This window comes from Clostridium sp. C1 (genome assembly GCF_018223625.1).
Lineage (GTDB): Bacteria > Bacillota_I > Bacilli_A > Erysipelotrichales > Coprobacillaceae > Allocoprobacillus.
This window is the reverse complement of the sequence record NZ_CP073631.1, coordinates 2,608,490-2,625,128: the sequence shown is the minus strand read 5'-3', so window position 1 is coordinate 2,625,128 and position 16,639 is coordinate 2,608,490. Positions and strand designations below refer to the sequence as shown.

At 32.6% G+C, this 16,639-nt stretch carries 14 protein-coding genes and 1 other annotated feature; of the genes, 3 read left to right on the top strand and 11 right to left on the bottom strand.

The genetic code is table 11. From position 1 onward, the window contains the following. Window positions 1-27: 27 nt before the first annotated feature. The 3 genes from KEC48_RS14035 to KEC48_RS14025 form a co-directional block, all read right to left on the bottom strand. Entirely contained in the window at window positions 28-1,236 is a 1,209-nt protein-coding gene (locus KEC48_RS14035; RefSeq protein WP_211963126.1) for an ATP-binding protein, read from the bottom strand. Next, a complete protein-coding gene (locus KEC48_RS14030; RefSeq protein WP_211963124.1) occupies window positions 1,224-1,919 on the bottom strand; it encodes a LytTR family DNA-binding domain-containing protein in 696 nt (231 codons plus the stop codon). Before KEC48_RS14030 ends, KEC48_RS14035 begins: the two co-directional genes overlap by 13 nt. Before the next feature lie 65 nt (window positions 1,920-1,984). Continuing rightward, window positions 1,985-4,348 (bottom strand): HAD-IC family P-type ATPase, encoded by a 2,364-nt coding sequence (locus KEC48_RS14025; protein ID WP_211963117.1) that lies wholly within the window; start codon window positions 4,346-4,348, stop codon window positions 1,985-1,987. Window positions 4,349-4,815: 467 nt separating this feature from the next. Between KEC48_RS14025 and KEC48_RS14020 the strand changes: the two genes are divergently transcribed. After that, the gene (locus KEC48_RS14020) at window positions 4,816-5,514 is read left to right on the top strand and encodes a 5'-methylthioadenosine/adenosylhomocysteine nucleosidase (RefSeq protein WP_211963115.1); all 699 of its coding nucleotides are present in this window, start codon (window positions 4,816-4,818) and stop codon (window positions 5,512-5,514) included. A gap of 103 nt (window positions 5,515-5,617) precedes the next feature. On the opposite strand, the gene ilvB is transcribed toward KEC48_RS14020, so the two are convergent. The 8 genes from ilvB to leuA form a co-directional block, all read right to left on the bottom strand. Then, window positions 5,618-7,294 carry a biosynthetic-type acetolactate synthase large subunit gene (gene ilvB / locus KEC48_RS14015; protein ID WP_211963114.1) on the bottom strand — a complete coding sequence of 559 codons (1,677 nt, stop codon included), beginning with the start codon at window positions 7,292-7,294 and terminating at the stop codon, window positions 5,618-5,620. Between the two features lie 10 nt (window positions 7,295-7,304). Next, on the bottom strand, window positions 7,305-8,972 hold the full coding sequence (ilvD, locus tag KEC48_RS14010; RefSeq protein WP_087357652.1) for a dihydroxy-acid dehydratase: 1,668 nt from the start codon (window positions 8,970-8,972) through the stop codon (window positions 7,305-7,307). Window positions 8,973-8,984: 12 nt separating this feature from the next. Next, window positions 8,985-10,067 (bottom strand): 3-isopropylmalate dehydrogenase, encoded by a 1,083-nt coding sequence (gene leuB, locus KEC48_RS14005; RefSeq protein ID WP_211963113.1) that lies wholly within the window; start codon window positions 10,065-10,067, stop codon window positions 8,985-8,987. Beyond that, window positions 10,064-10,564, bottom strand: coding sequence for a 3-isopropylmalate dehydratase small subunit (leuD, locus tag KEC48_RS14000; RefSeq protein WP_211963112.1), 501 nt, complete (start codon window positions 10,562-10,564; stop codon window positions 10,064-10,066). Before leuD ends, leuB begins: the two co-directional genes overlap by 4 nt. 1 nt (window position 10,565) lies before the next feature. After that, entirely contained in the window at window positions 10,566-11,837 is a 1,272-nt protein-coding gene (gene leuC, locus KEC48_RS13995; protein ID WP_211963107.1) for a 3-isopropylmalate dehydratase large subunit, read from the bottom strand. A gap of 83 nt (window positions 11,838-11,920) precedes the next feature. Beyond that, window positions 11,921-12,937: a ketol-acid reductoisomerase gene (gene ilvC / locus KEC48_RS13990; protein ID WP_087357656.1), complete on the bottom strand. Its 1,017-nt coding sequence runs from the start codon at window positions 12,935-12,937 to the stop codon at window positions 11,921-11,923. 4 nt (window positions 12,938-12,941) lie between these two features. Next, a complete protein-coding gene (gene ilvN, locus KEC48_RS13985; RefSeq protein WP_087357657.1) occupies window positions 12,942-13,457 on the bottom strand; it encodes an acetolactate synthase small subunit in 516 nt (171 codons plus the stop codon). A 3-nt stretch (window positions 13,458-13,460) separates the two neighbouring features. Continuing rightward, window positions 13,461-15,146: a 2-isopropylmalate synthase gene (leuA, locus tag KEC48_RS13980; protein WP_087357658.1), complete on the bottom strand. Its 1,686-nt coding sequence runs from the start codon at window positions 15,144-15,146 to the stop codon at window positions 13,461-13,463. 57 nt (window positions 15,147-15,203) lie between these two features. Next, window positions 15,204-15,455, bottom strand: a binding site (T-box leader). Between the two features lie 269 nt (window positions 15,456-15,724). Between leuA and KEC48_RS13975 the strand changes: the two genes are divergently transcribed. Beyond that, a complete protein-coding gene (locus KEC48_RS13975) occupies window positions 15,725-16,471 on the top strand; it encodes a helix-turn-helix domain-containing protein (protein WP_211963105.1) in 747 nt (248 codons plus the stop codon). A gap of 29 nt (window positions 16,472-16,500) precedes the next feature. Then, window positions 16,501-16,635, top strand: a complete 135-nt coding sequence (locus KEC48_RS16390) for a hypothetical protein (RefSeq protein ID WP_283092188.1) — start codon at window positions 16,501-16,503, stop codon at window positions 16,633-16,635. Window positions 16,636-16,639: the final 4 nt, after the last annotated feature.

Here is a 16,639-nt window from a genome sequence, read left to right as displayed (position 1 = left end):
AACCGTTATTTTTAAGGATAAATCGTATTATTGTAGTAATAAAGAAAGTTGTATAATAAATAATTTATCATCATATTGAATGCTCATTTCACCATGATATTGATGAACAATTCTACGTATACTTTTTAATCCATATCCATGATTTTGCTTATCTTTCTTTGTTTTCAGTGTCTGATCAAAAGAAAAATCTATATCATTAATCACTTGTATATGTAAAATAGGTTGCTCATAAATAATATTTAGTCTTATCAAACCCTTTTTAGGACAGTTTTCTATCGCATTATCTAAAACATTGGACAACAAATCATTTAAAACATAATCTTGGATAGGCAAACTTTGGGGGACATTTATCAAACATTCTACTTTAATATCTTTCATGTCTGCATTCATAATTTTATTATTGATGATTGCATTTATAAGTTCATTTTTCGTTTTCACAAATATAGGTATTGATGTAATAATGTATTTTCGATTATTTATTAACTCTTTAATCTTTGCATAAGCTTTTTGATTTAAATAATGATCGATTAATTGATAATCATGTTTTAAATCATGTTTTGTCATCTTTAATTGATCATAGATATGAAGTAATGCTTGTTCATTTTTAAATTCTTGTTTTAATTTTTCATATTTTTCTTTTTTATTGTTTAAATCAAACAGATAGAGTAAGAGTATAAAAACACTTAATAAACATAACAATAAGATTCCAAACATTTTTATTAATTCAGGCGTATTAGATTTTAAAACAAGATATTCTTGTGTAAAAAATGAAGATACACAATATAAGCCAAATAAAATAACAATCAAAATATAGTCATTCGTTTGGTGCAAAGTAACACGCATAACTTTTAATCTTTTCAAAAAGAAAAACCCTAATACAAAATAAAAAATCTTAGTATAATAAATATCCAATTCTAATAAACATAATTCATTAATAAATAATAATATTATATTCATTGTCAAACTATACATATTTTCCAACATCACAACAAACAATATTTCACTAACTTTATTATAAGTAAATATATATGCTAAAATAAAATTTAAAATAAAAAGAATAAATACTAGTGGGATATCAGAAATATCTGTTAATCCATAAATTGTTACAATACTCACATTTATAATAACCATCACTATTCTATAAAACCAGCTCATATTTTTCTTTATATCTAACAGTTCTGTTACAAACCATGTTTGTAATAAAGAACCTATTACATTTAAACCTATCCATTCCATATATGTTGACTCCTATATTGCAAATATCTTTGTATAAATGGTTTTTTACTCCCTCGAGTAAAAGGAATGCAAATTTGCTTGACCAGTTCAATATGCTGTTTTTGTATACTTATAACATAATCTAAATTGATAATGATATGGTTATTTAATTTATAAAAATAATGATGATTTAATTCTTGATATGTTTGTTTAAGTGTCTGATATGAAGTATATGTTTGCATAGATGTATGAATGATAATTTGATTACGCAATGACTCTACATAAATAATGTCTTGTTGCTTAATATTGATATGAATACCTTGAACAATAATAGAAAACGTTGCTTGAACTTGCAAATGCATTTTTTGATACTTCTTGACAAAGTTGTAATAATCTTCATCAAAATGTGATTTCCTAATAAAGAAAAATGTATTTTGTTGATAACTGTCATAAACAAAATGATCTATACTTGAAATATAAATAATAATAGTACGAGGATAGAGCTTTGAAATATTCATACCATATTCAAAACTTTCTCCCTCCTTTAACATCACATCTAAAAATACACAATCATATTCTTGATTATAAATCTCATTACAAAAAGATATATAAGTATCTATCTGTACATTCTTAAATGTCTGATTTAAATATGTTTTTAATTGATTTATAAATTCTGCATCATCATCAATAATCATTGCCTTCATATCAATATCACCTATCCTTATATTCCTATTTTAACATAAGTTATAATCAAAAAACTAGGCTAAGCCTAGTCTTGAGGATGCGCATTCAAATAACGAATGACAATTTGAGATATGCATGTTGATATCATTAAGCCAAATATCAGCACAATCAAAATATACTGGAATAATTGCATACTCACAGGTGCAAGTTGTAATAAATCATATGTGATATATGAAACAAGAACAAATGCTATAATATCTATAATTAAGACAACTGTTCGATAAAGATTAATAGGGCTATATATACGATAAATCATATGAATAGATAATATAGCTGTTGTGTAATACAGAATAGTAAAAACTTGATTCAATGATAACGAAAGAACTGGGGCTAATAACTTTAATGCAATGACACATAACACAATCGCAATAGCATTAGGAAATGAATAACGTAATGTATATCTACCAATAGATTCTTTTTGTTTAGATATATTTTTTTCAAATAAAATCATAAATGAAGGAAATCCTTCAACAAAGTTATCTAATAATGTCATTTGAAAAGGTATAAATGGATAAGGCATGTTTAAAACAATACAAGTCATAGAAATAAGTATTGTATAGATTGTTTTTAAATAGTACATAGATGCTGAACGTGTAACATTATTAATGTCTAGTCTACCTTCTTTGACAACATCTACCATTGTTGATAATTCCCCATTAATCACGACAAACTGTGAAATCTGTTTAGCTGCATCTGAACCAGAGCCCATCGCAATCGATACATCAGCATCTTTTAAAGCCAAAACATCATTAACACCATCGCCTGTCATAGCGACTTTTTGTTTATGTTTTTGTAAACATAGAATCATCTTATGTTTTTGTGAAGGTGAGGCACGTCCAATCACATGATAATTCATAATCGCATCTTCTAATTCTTTTGGTGTTGTAAGTGTAGAAGCATCAATATATTTATGAGCATTTTCAATTCCTGCCTGTTTAGCTAAAGCACTGACAGTGACAGGGTGATCGCCTGAAATAATTTTCACATCAACATCATTTTCTTTAAAAAACTGTATTGTTTCTTTCGCATCTTCTCTTAACGGATCAGATATAACTATTAAGCCTAAAGCTGTACTTTGCTCCATATTGTCTTGAAAACTATCGAAATCAAAGTGTCTGGCTACAAGCAAAATTCTTGCACCTTGTTGTTTCGCTGATTCAATAGATAGCGGTAATATCAAGTCTGGTAAAATAATTTCTGGTGCTCCAACAATAATAGTACCCACTTTTTCCAGTTCCAAAGCGCTCCATTTTCTAGCCGAAGAAAAAGATATTCTACGCAAAGGTGAATAAGGTGCTTCTCCTTGAAAATAATCTTTCATCGTTAAAAAGGTCGCATTATTATCAAGACTTCCTTTCACAAATGAATTCATGATATTCATAAATTGATCATGCCATTGATTTTCAAAAGTATAAACATCTTGTACTTTCATTTTCCCCTGTGTCAATGTTCCTGTTTTATCCAGACATAACACATCGACATGTGATAATGTTTCAATACTAAACATCTCTTGTACAAGCACTTTGCGTTTTCCTAATCTGACAACACTTGTCGCTAATGAAACACTTGTAAGTAAAACTAAACCAATTGGAAGCATTCCAAGTAAGGCTGTTGAAGTATTCACAATAGTTGATGTTAATGTTTCATTACGAATTCCCAAAGCCTGATATATCAAACAAATACTAATAGGCAAAACAAGCATACTTGTTAAACGTGTGACTTTTTTAAAAGTCACAACTAAATCAGAAATCACAGGTTTACGCTTTCTTGCTTCATTTGCTATTTTGGTTGCATAATTATCTATTCCTACATGCTCAACACGTGCATGACATGCTCCAGATACGACAAAACTTCCTGACAACAAATGATCTCCCACATCTTTAAAAACAGGATCGGCTTCTCCAGTCAACAATGATTCATCAACTTCAATGGGTGTATCTAACACGACACTATCTGCTGATATTTGTTGTCCCGTTTCAAAAAGCACGACGTCATGAAGAACAATGTCTTCATTATCTATTTCATATATTTGTCCTTCACGTAAAACTTTTGTTTTAGGTGAAATAATTAAATTCAAACGTGCTACCATCTGTCGTGAACGTATATCTTGATAAATATGAATGATTGTATTCATAGTCACTATCAATACAAAAAATAAGCTTGACCATGCTTGGACATAAATTAAAGCACAAGCAATTACAAAATTATATGCATTAAAGAGTGTAAAAATATGTTCACAAAAAATCTGTCTATGTGTTTTAACCAATGGCTTTGGTGAAATATTAACATGACCTAATTGCATTTGTTCTTGTACTTCTTGATTTGTTAATCCCTTGACTTTATCCATTTCATCACCCATTCTGTATATCACTGTTTTTAATCTTATCATATTTATATGGAAAAGCCATGAATTTTTTCTTAAGTTTTTCTAAATAAATCTCCTTGATTATATGAGGTAATTAGAATATATAGTCATTCTTCACTTTATATTTTAATAGGATGATATACAAGAATAAATAAAATATTATTAATAAGAGTGTTTAAAAATGAAATAAAAAATAATAACGAACACAAGAGTCATATATAACAATCATTAAAAAGTTATAGAAATTCTTTTGTCAAAAGCAAGTTATGAAGTATCTTTTCAAAAGTAAAAAAAGAAATGGAAAGACCTATAATCACATGATATAATGCAATTAAAGGTAAATAACCTTTTTTTTACATGAAAAAACTGATTTTTGTTCAATATTTATGGTCAATAAACAAAAATATTCTCTTTACAAAATCTTATGTAAAAAATTGATATTGTCTATTTAATAGAAAATTTTATTTATATAAACGAAAGAAGGGATAAATTTGAAAATTGGAATTATATGTGCCACTGATGATGAACTTGCTCCTTTTCTATCTATGATAGATAATTGTAATATCATCAAAAAAGCAATGCTTAAATTTTACGAAGGGGAAATTGATGGTATGCAAGTTGTTACTCTATTTTCTGGGGTATGTAAAGTCAATGCTGCCATCGCAACACAAATATTGATTGACCACTTCAATGTCAATATGGTTATAAATTCAGGAACCGCTGGTGGAATGAATCCAAAATTGAAAATATTTGACACTGTTATATCTACTGAAGTTTGTTATCACGATGTTGCACAAGATACTTTAACAGAATTTCATCCATGGCTAAAAACTGTATTTTTTAAAGCAGATCAAGAATTGATAAAAATATCAAAAAGTGCTGTAAAAAACATAGAATCAAAAAATAATGTCTTTTGGGGACGAATTGTGACAGGAGAAGCTTTTATAACAGATATGGGACGTAAAAAGATCAATGATGAATTCGCCCCTTTAGCAGTTGATATGGAAACAGCCAGTATTGCTCATGTATGCTATGTAAACAAAATACCATTTCTTTCAATTCGCTGTATTACTGATACTGCTGAGCACAAAGGTGTTGAAAATTTTGAAAAAAACAGTATCAAATCTTCTATAATTGCAAAAAATATAACTTTAGCTATATTAAAAGAATATATGAATCAGCATAGATGAAGCATAACATTATTAACAACGTCTTCATTAAAAATAATATGATCTTAAATATCCACCAACTTCTGGTGGATATTTATTGTATACAAAAAGGAATAGCTTTTGACTATTCCTGAATATCATTTTGATCAAAGACATCATCAATTGGAGCACCCGGTGCAACCATAGGAAAGACTTTATCATCTTCTTCTATCATACATTCAATTACAACCGGTCCTTGACTATCCATTGCTTCCAGTATTGCTGGAGCCACTTCTTCTTTCTTTGTGACTTTAATGGCTTTACAACCTAAACCTTCTGCTGTTTTACAAAAATCAACTTTATCATCTAAAACTGTTGCAGAATAACGCTTTCCATAGAATAATGTCTGCCATTGACGTACCATTCCCAAGACATGATTATTTAAAATCACTTCAATAATAGGTACATTGTAACGTGAAGCTGTTGCCAATTCATTCATATTCATTCTAAAGCAGCCATCTCCAGCAATATTAAAGACATATTGATCTGGTTTTCCATATTTGACACCAATAGATGCTCCTAAACCATAACCCATTGTTCCAAGTCCACCACTTGTAATCAACTGACATGGTCTTTTAAAATGATAATATTGAGCAGCCCACATCTGATTTTGACCAACTTCTGTGCAGATAATTGCATTATTATCTGTGAGTGCTTCAATTTGTTCAATCACATAAGGTCCAGTTAATTTATCTGTATCATAAGTTAAAGGATATTGTTCTTTTAAAGCACGAATTTCTTTTAACCATTGTGAATGATTCTGTTGTTTTAATAATAAATTCAATGCATTCAAAACACTTTTTGCATCGCCTACAATTCCTAAATCCACATTTACATTTTTATTGATTTCTGCCTCATCGACATCAATGTGAATAATCTTTGCACGTTTAGCAAATCTTTGTGCATTTCCAATGACACGATCACTAAATCTGGCACCAATCGCAATTAAAAGGTCACATTGAGAAACACCTAGATTACTTGTTTTTGTTCCATGCATTCCAAGCATTCCTGTATAACGTGGATTTGTTCCATCAAATGCCCCTTTCCCCATTAATGAATCAGTTACAGGCGCATCAATCTTTTCAACAAATTCACGCAATTCTTCAGAAGCATGAGAACGTACAACTCCTCCACCAACAAACACAAATGGTTTATGACTTTTTTCAATCATTTCAATCGCTTGTTTTAAAGTAGATGTTGGATAAGTATAACTGCGTCTTTCAATTTTTTCTGGTTTTTGTGATTGATATTCACATTTGGCAGCTGTGACATCTTTTGTAATATCCACAAGAACTGGACCTGGTCTTCCTTCTTTTGCAATCTGGAAAGCTTTACGAATAATAGGTGCTAAACTTTCCACATCTTTAACAATATAATTGTGTTTTGTAATAGGCATTGTCACACCCGTAATATCGACTTCCTGAAAACTATCTTTTCCTAACAATGGCACACCTACGTTAGCAGTAATCGCTACTAAAGGGACAGAATCCATATAAGCTGTTGCTATGCCTGTCACAAGATTTGTCGCACCCGGTCCGCTTGTTGCCATGCAAACGCCTACTTTTCCAGTTGCTCTGGCATAACCATCTGCCGCATGGGCAGCTCCTTGTTCATGAGAAGTTAAAACATGATTAATTTTATCACGATAGTTATATAAACTGTCATAAACATTCAGGATTGTTCCTCCGGGATACCCAAAAACAGTATCAACGCCTTGTTCCAATAAACATTCTATGACTATATCGGCTCCAGTTAATAACATATACTTCCCCCTATTCCTTGACTTTTAAAACAGCACCAGTGTTTGCAGAAGTCACCATTGACGCATATTTTTTCAAATATCCATTCACAACTGGTAATTTTGGTTTAAAAGCCTTTCTTCTTTCTTCTAAGACATCATCACTCACTAACAATTCAATACGATGATTGATAATATCTATTTCAATCATATCACCTTCTTCAACAAGTCCAATTGGTCCTCCAACTGCTGCTTCTGGTGACACATGTCCAATAGATGCTCCACGTGTTGCGCCAGAGAAACGTCCATCTGTAATCAAAGCAACATCTTTATCTAATCCCATACCTGCAATTTCTGAAGTTGGTGATAACATTTCACGCATTCCCGGACCACCCTTAGGTCCTTCATAACGAATCACAACAACATCACCAGCAACAATTTTTCCAGCACGAATAGCTTGAATAGCTTCTTCTTCGCTATCAAAAACTCTGGCAGGACCTGTATGTTGTAACATTTCTTTAGCCACTGCACTTTGTTTAACAACACAGCTGTCAGGAGCTAAATTTCCTTTCAACACAGCAATTCCACCTGTTTTCATATATGGATTATCTACCGGACGAATAATTTCTGGATTTAAATTCACACATCCAGCAATATTTTCTTTTAATGTTTTTGTCGTACAAGTTAATACATCAGTATGTAAAATGCCTAACTGATCTAATTCATTCATTACAGCATAGACACCACCAGCTTCATTTAAATCTTCCATAAATGTATCTCCCGCAGGAGCTAAATGACATAAGTTTGGTGTATGCTTACTAATTTCATTAGCAATCTCTAAGTTTAATTCAACACCCGCTTCATAAGCGATAGCAGGTAAATGTAACATAGAGTTTGTTGAACAACCTAAGGCCATATCAACTGTTAATGCATTTAAAAACGCATCCTTTGTCATGATATCTCTTGGTTTGATATCTTTTTTGACTAATTCCATAATTTGCATACCCGCATGTTTAGCCAGTCTAATTCTTTCACTATAGACAGCTGGAATTGTTCCATTGCCTTTTAATCCCATTCCTAAAACTTCTGTTAAACAGTTCATGGAATTGGCAGTATACATACCTGAACAAGAACCACAAGTTGGACAAGCTTTTTCTTCAAATTCTTTTAATTTTTCTGCTGTTATTTTACCAGCATTAAATTGTCCTACAGCTTCAAATAAAGATGATAGACATGTCTGTTTGCCATCCAATCTTCTTCCAGCCAACATTGGTCCACCACTGACAAAAATTGTTGGAATATTAATTCTGGCAGCTGCCATTAATAAACCGGGAACATTTTTATCACAGTTAGGAATCATAACCAGACCATCAAATTGATGTGCATTGGCTAAACATTCAGTACTATCACAAATCAATTCTCTTGTGACTAATGAATATTTCATTCCTGTATGATTCATTGCTATTCCATCACATACAGCAATGGCAGGAATTTCAACAGGTGTTCCTCCTGCCAAATAAATTCCTTTTTTAACTGCCTCAGCAATTTTATCTAAATTCATATGTCCTGGTACAATCTCATTATAAGAATTCACAACCCCAATAAGTGGTCTATCCAATTCTTCTTCCGTCATACCTAAAGCATTAAATAAAGAACGATGTGGTGCTCTTTCTACTCCTTTTTTGACTTGATCACTTTTCATATCATTACCTCACTATAAATTTTCTACTATCAACTGTCCCATTCTAGAACATGTCACTTGTTGTTTTCCTTCTGACATAATATCCACTGTTCGATATCCTTTTTCTATCACTTTCTCCACAGCCTTTTCAATCGCATTGGCTTCTTCATCCATATCAAAAGAATAACGTAACATCATCGCTGCTGAAAGAATTGTTGCGATAGGATTGGCAATATCTTTTCCAGCAATATCAGGTGCACTTCCATGACTTGGTTCATACATACCTAATTGATCTTCTCTTAATGATGCACTTGATAACATACCAATCGATCCTGTCAGCATACTTGCTTCATCACTTAAAATATCACCAAACATATTTTCTGTCAAAATCACATCAAACTGTTGTGGATTTTTGACGAGCTGCATGGCACAGTTGTCAACCAGCATATGTTCCAGCTTCACATCTGGATAATCTTCAGCTACCTCATTGACGACTTTTCGCCATAAACGTGATGTATCTAAAACATTGGCTTTATCCACACTAATAACATGACGACGACGTTTCATCGCAATTTCAAAAGCACGTTTGGCAATGCGACGTATTTCTGATTCACTGTAAATTAAATTATCATGAGCGACCATCTGTCCATCAATTTCTTTGGTTTCTCTTTCACCAAAATAAAGTCCTCCTGTTAATTCACGAACGATGATCATATCAAAACCATCTTGACTTAATTCTTCTTTTAAAGGACAAGCACCTTTTAACTCTTTATATAAATAAGCAGGTCTTAAATTGGCAAATAATCCTAATGCTTTACGCATTTTCAATAATCCTGCCTCTGGTCTTAAAGATGGTTCTAACTGATACCATGGAGAAGTATTGGTATCTCCACCAATAGATCCCAATAAAACAGCATCACTGTTTTTAGCTATTTCAATAGCTTCATCAGTTAATGGAACTCCGTGTTTATCAATAGAAATTCCACCCATATCAATATATTGATAATCAAATGTATGATGATATTTCAAAGCAACCGCATCCAACACTTTCAATGCTTCATTAACGATTTCTGGACCAATACCATCTCCATGAATGACTGCTATTGTTTTTTTCATAGTTTCCCCTCTCTTTTTTGATTGACATAATTAACCAAACCATTGGCTTGAATCATTTTCTGTAAAAATTCTGGAAATGGCTGTGCCTGATATTTTTTATCTTTGGTAAGATTCTTAATAACTCCAGCATCAAAATCAACTTCCACTTGATCTCCTTCATCAATATCTTTGGCTGCTTCTGGGCATTCCAGAATTGCAAATCCAATATTCAAAGAATTACGATAAAAAATACGTGCAAAAGACTGAGCAATCACACAGCTGACCCCTGCTGTCTTTAAAGCAAGTGGGGCATGTTCACGAGATGATCCACAACCAAAGTTTTTTCCAGCTACCATAATATCACCCGGTTTTAAACGTTTTGTAAATGTTGGATCAATATCTACCATCGCATGACTGGCTAATTCCTTCGCATCAAATGAATTTAAATAACGTGCTGGAATAATCACATCTGTATCCACATTATCTCCATATTTCAATACTGTTCCTTTTGCCTTCATACTAATTCCCTGCCTTTCTTGGATCAGCAATATAACCTGCAATGGCACTTGCCGCTGCTACTTCCGGTGAAGCCAAATAAATTAAAGCTTCTGTATCACCCATTCTTCCAACGAAATTACGATTTGTTGTGGAAACACATTTTTCACCTTTAGCCATGACGCCCATATGTCCACCCATACATGGACCACAGCTTGGTGTATTGAATGCACATCCCGCTTCAACAAAAATTTCTGCTAAACCTTCTCTAATACATTCCACAAAAATCTTTTGTGTGGCTGGAATCACCATGACTCTTACAGTATCTGCCACCTTTTTCCCTTTTAAAATTTGTGCAGCTTTACGCAAGTCACTTAAACGTCCATTCGTACATGAACCAATCACAACTTGATCAATATATATTTTTTCACTTTCATTGATTTCTTCCATTGTATGTGCATTACCCGGTAAATGAGGGAAAGCCACTGTTGGTGTAATCTTTGATAAGTCAATTTCAATGACTTCATCATACTCGGCATCTTCATCAGCCTGATATTCTTTATAGACTTTCTTAGAATGTTTTTGCATATATTCACGTGTTATTTCATCAACTGGGAAGATTCCGTTTTTAGCCCCTGCTTCAATAGCCATATTACAAATTGTAAAACGATCATCCATTGTCAGTGAAGCTACACCATCCCCAGTAAATTCCATAGATTTGTATAAAGCACCATCAACACCAATCCGTCCAATAATATGTAAGATAACATCTTTACCACTGACATAAGGCTGTAATTCACCTTTTAATACAAACTTGATGGCACTTGGTACTTTAAACCAAAGTTCACCTGTTGCCATACCTGTTGCTATATCTGTTGTTCCTACTCCTGTTGAAAAAGCACCTAAAGCCCCATAAGTACATGTATGAGAATCAGCACCGATAATACATTCACCCGCCACAACAATTCCCTGTTCTGGTAAAATGGCATGTTCAACACCACATTTTCCTTGTTCCATATAGTGTGTTAAACATTGTTCTCTAGAAAATTCTCTGATAGCCTTAGAATTTTCTGCCGATTTCATATCTTTATTTGGTGTAAAATGATCAGGTACCAAAACAACCTTATCTTTATCAAAGACATGTTCTGCCATTTGTTTAAAAATAGGCAAAGCCATTGGTCCTGTAATATCATTTGCCATGACCACATCTAATTTTGCTTCAATCAATTGACCAGCACTCACTTCTTTTAACCCCGCATGATCAGCCAATATTTTCTGTGTCATTGTCATTGACATCTCTTATTCCCCCTTTTCCTTTGTATGTCCTCACTAAAGAGTCAATAGACTCTTTACTGAACACACACAAAGTGTGTGTGATTTTAGTTATTAATTAATTTATCTTCATCAGACCAGCTATATAAACTTCTAATTTCTTTACCTACTTTTTCACTTTGATGTTCTTTTGCTAATTTACGCATTGCTTTAAAGTGAGCCTGTCCTCCAGCTGCTGACATATCTAATAAGAAATCTTTCGCAAATGTACCATCTTGAATATCTTTTAAGATGTTTTTCATAGCCTTTCTTGTTTCATCAGTAACAATCTTTGGTCCAGTGATATAATCACCATATTCAGCAGTATTTGAAATAGAATATCTCATTCCTTCAAATCCAGATTGATAAATCAAATCTACAATTAATTTCATTTCATGAACACATTCAAAATATGCATTCTTTGGATCATATCCTGCTTCTACTAAAGTATCGAAACCTGCCTGCATTAAGGCACAGACACCACCACATAAAACAGCTTGTTCACCAAATAAATCTGTTTCTGTTTCTGTTCTAAATGTTGTTTCCAAAATACCTGCTCTTGCTCCACCGATAGCTAAACCATAAGCTAAAGCGATATCCAAAGCACGACCTGTCGCATCTTGTTCTACAGCTACCAAACATGGTGTTCCTTTACCAGCCTGATATTCACTACGCACTGTATGTCCCGGTGCTTTTGGTGCAATCATTGTGACATCCACATTTTTTGGTGGTACGATTTGTCCAAAATGGATATTAAATCCATGTGCAAACATCAACATGTTTCCTTCTTCCAAGTTTGGTTCAATAGATTCTTTATATAATTTTGCCTGTAATTCATCATTAATTAAAATCATGATAATATCTGCTTTTTTAGCAGCTTCAGCTGAAGTATAAACTTCAAATCCCTGAGCTTCAGCCTTAGCCCATGATTTAGACCCTTCATATAAACCAACAATGACATGAACTCCAGACTCTTTTAAGTTCAATGCATGTGCATGACCTTGTGACCCATAACCAATAATAGCGACTGTCTTTCCATCTAATAAAGCTAAATTACAATCTGATTCATAATAAATTTTTGACATTTTTTTACCCCCTGTTTTCTTTTTTATTTATTTCAAAATCATTAAGACCTCTTGCAATACCAGCAACCCCAGTACGAACAATCTCAACAATATTGAACCCATCTAACATAGCCAATAAGCCATTAATCTTACTATGTGTTCCTGTCACTTCAATGACCATTGAATCAGGTGACACATCCACAATTTTTGCTCTAAAAATATCTACAATTGAAACAATATCTGCACGTGTGTCTTGATTTGCTTCTACTTTAATCATCACCAGTTCACGATAAACAGATGTTTCAGCCGATAAAGCAAAAATTTCTAAGACATCTTCCAATTTTCTGAGTTGTTTTTCAATCTGTTCCAAAATCTGTTGATTTCCATGAGCAACAACTGTCATTCTTGAAATCCCTTCTGTATTTGTAGGACCCACTGTTAAACTATCAATGTTGTAACCTCGTCTTGAAAACAAACCACTCACACGCGTCAAAACTCCTGCACTATTATGCACAAGAATCGATAAAATGAGTTCTTCCATAAATTATCCTTCCTTTTTTATATTTTTATAAATACGATTCATCGCTGAAATCATGGCTTTAATCGTCGCTGTTGTAATATTCAAATGAACCCCAACCCCATACTCACAAAGTTCTTCACCTTGAGGTCGAAGTTGAACATAGGCAGCTGCCTTTGAATTAGAACCAGCCGTTAAAGCATGTTCACTATAATCCATTAAATCAGTATAAAGAAAATCATCAGTTGAATTAAAGGCATTCTTTACAGCGTCAATTGGTCCATTTCCATAACCAATCAAAGTCTTAACTTCACCATGATCTTCAATAGTCACTTCAGCACGTCTTTCATATTCATCACTTTCATCACTAATATCAATTAATCGCTGTTTAATAAATTTATATGGATATTCTAAATCAATATATTCTTTCTTAAACGTATCATAGATACGTTCTGGTGAAACTTCCCCTTCAATTTCACTAATATTTTGAATAGCTTTCGCAAAATCACCTTGTAATGCTTTTGGGAGATGATAACCAAAGACAGTATCCATCACATAAGCAACGCCACCTTTACCTGATTGTGAATTAATACGCACAATTGGTTCATATTGACGATTCAAATCAGCTGGATCAATTGGTAAATAAGGCACTTCCCAGATACCTTCACCACGTTGATGATAAGCATACATACCTTTATTAATCGCATCTTGATGACTACCAGAAAAAGCTGTAAAAACAAGTTCCCCAGCATAAGGTTGTCTTGGTGGTACATCCATCTTTGTACATTTTTCGTAAACATCTTTAATTTGATTCATTTGACCTAATTCCAATTTTGGATCAATGCCATGTGTAAACATATTTAAAGCCAATGTCACAATATCTACGTTTCCTGTTCTTTCCCCATTACCAAACAATGTTCCTTCAACACGATCAGCCCCAGCTAACAATGCCAGCTCTGTTGCAGCAACACCACAACCTCTATCATTATGTGGATGAACACTCACAATAACTCTGTTTCTATCTTTAAAGTGACGACACATCCATTCAATCTGATCAGCATAAACATTTGGTGTATCCATTTCTACAGTGGAAGGCAGATTAATAATAACCTTTCTTTCTGGTGAAGCTTCCCATGTATCCAAAACAGCTTCGCACACTTCCATTGCATAATCTACTTCTGTTCCTGTAAAACTTTCAGGTGAATACTCTAAAATCACTTCTCCATCAAAATCTTTTGATAACTCTTTAACCAATTGTGTTCCATCTACAGCAATCTTTTTGATTTCTTCTTTACTCTTATGGAATACAACATCTCTTTGTAAAATAGATGTTGAATTATAAATATGCACAATCGCTTTTTTTAATCCCTTTAATGATTCAAAAGTTCTTTTAATCAAATGTTCTCTTGCCTGTGTTAAAACTTGAACTGTCACATCATCAGGAATCAAATTCTTTTCTATTAATAATCTTAAAAAATCATACTCAATCTGTGATGATGATGGAAAACCAACTTCAATTTCTTTAAAACCTAACTGAACAAGCAATTGAAACATCTCAACCTTTTCGTCAATATCCATTGGTGTAATTAAAGCTTGATTACCATCACGTAAATCAACTGAACACCAGATTGGTGCTTTTTCAATTTCATGATCTGGCCAAGTACGGTCTTTTAATTTTACTGTTTCAAACTTCTTATACTTTTTGTAGTTCATCCTATTCCTCTCCTTTCCTATAATAAAAAAACTCGTTCTCATTATGAAAAAATCATAATAGAGGACGAGAGTACATGACTTCGTGGTTCCACCTCATATTCATTATTGCCTCACAACAATAACCTTATCAAGTACGCTTATTCATAAGTTCATACTCTAGCGTGATAACGGTCGCATTCCGTAGCAGCTTACTTTTCTTTCAGTGCTCCACTCAAGGACGAGTTCAATAATAACATCACAGTTCTTTCCACCATCCAGAACTTCTCTATGCTTCCCTTATTATTTACTATTTCCTATCTCTGTATTTATTATAGAGTTGTTGGATATATCATATACCTTTTTATAAATATAGTCAACCATATTTTATATTTTTAAGCATTTCTTTTTTTGGTTTTATGAAATATTATATTCTATTTTTCGCCTTTTTCAAAAAATAAAACACAACAAAAAAATATCTTTTACCCCATCATAAGCAATCAATTCCTATATAAAAGATAAAAAACTATATATCAAAATGATATGATAACCTCCTAGTAGACAGTGTAAATAATTAAACACTGATACGGGAGGTTTTTATATTGGGAAGAAAAAGCAAATATTCTAAAGAACTAAAAATAGAAATATGTAAACGTTATTTGAATGGTGAAGGATCTACTTATTCATTAGCTGATGAAATTGGCACAAATAATATGGTTGTTTATAGATGGGTTAAAAAATACAATGCTTTTGGTGAATCAGCTTTTGATGATTTAAAATCAAATAATGCATATACTAAAACATTTAAACAGATGGTTGTAGATGCTTATTTAAACGGCGAAGGTTCATTAGATGATCTGGCAATAAAATATAATATTTCTTCTAATAGCACTATCATAAAGTGGATAAAAGATTATAATAGTCATATGGAATTGAAGGATTACATTCCTGGAGGAGAAGATATCTATATGACGAAAAGCAGAAAAGTAAATAAAGAAGAACGTATTGAAATTGTAAAGTATTGTCTTGAACATGATTTGGACTATAAGACAACAGCTAAGGTATTTGAAACAACTTACGCTAATGTCTTTAATTGGGTCAAGAAGTATAAGGAAAAAGGCGAAGATGGTTTAGGTGATAGACGTGGACATCATAAAGCTGATGAAGAAGTTGATGAAATGACTTTATTAAAACGACAGCTCAAACAAAAGGAATATGAACTTGAAATGGCACTATTGGAGGTAAGAATGTTAAAAAAATTGGACGAGATAGAAAGAAGGCGATATACAGAGAAAGCAAATATGAAGAAGAATATGAAGCAATCAAAGAAATTAGCGAAGAAGAAGTAGATAAAGGAAACACACCAAATATATCACTTATGTGTAGAATACTTGATGTCAAACGTGCAAACTATTATAAATGGCTTCATCATGAAAAGAGTATTGTAGACAAGGAAAATGAAGAGATAGCTGAGCTGATCAAAGAATATCATAAAAATATAACGGATTATTAGGTTA

Excerpts from the sequence above, each read along its gene's own strand:
- KEC48_RS14035 (WP_211963126.1), bottom strand. The coding sequence starts at position 1,236 with ATGGAATGGATAGGTTTAAATGTAATAGGTTCTTTATTACAAACATGG.
- KEC48_RS14030 (WP_211963124.1), bottom strand. The coding sequence starts at position 1,919 with ATGAAGGCAATGATTATTGATGATGATGCAGAATTTATAAATCAATTA.
- KEC48_RS14025 (WP_211963117.1), bottom strand. The coding sequence starts at position 4,348 with ATGATAAGATTAAAAACAGTGATATACAGAATGGGTGATGAAATGGAT.
- ilvB (WP_211963114.1), bottom strand. The coding sequence starts at position 7,294 with ATGTTATTAACTGGAGCCGATATAGTCATAGAATGTTTATTGGAACAA.
- ilvD (WP_087357652.1), bottom strand. The coding sequence starts at position 8,972 with ATGAAAAGTGATCAAGTCAAAAAAGGAGTAGAAAGAGCACCACATCGT.
- leuB (WP_211963113.1), bottom strand. The coding sequence starts at position 10,067 with ATGAAAAAAACAATAGCAGTCATTCATGGAGATGGTATTGGTCCAGAA.
- leuD (WP_211963112.1), bottom strand. The coding sequence starts at position 10,564 with ATGAAGGCAAAAGGAACAGTATTGAAATATGGAGATAATGTGGATACA.
- leuC (WP_211963107.1), bottom strand. The coding sequence starts at position 11,837 with ATGTCAATGACAATGACACAGAAAATATTGGCTGATCATGCGGGGTTA.
- ilvC (WP_087357656.1), bottom strand. The coding sequence starts at position 12,937 with ATGTCAAAAATTTATTATGAATCAGATTGTAATTTAGCTTTATTAGAT.
- ilvN (WP_087357657.1), bottom strand. The coding sequence starts at position 13,457 with ATGGAAGAACTCATTTTATCGATTCTTGTGCATAATAGTGCAGGAGTT.
- leuA (WP_087357658.1), bottom strand. The coding sequence starts at position 15,146 with ATGAACTACAAAAAGTATAAGAAGTTTGAAACAGTAAAATTAAAAGAC.
- KEC48_RS16390 (WP_283092188.1), top strand. The coding sequence starts at position 16,501 with ATGTGTAGAATACTTGATGTCAAACGTGCAAACTATTATAAATGGCTT.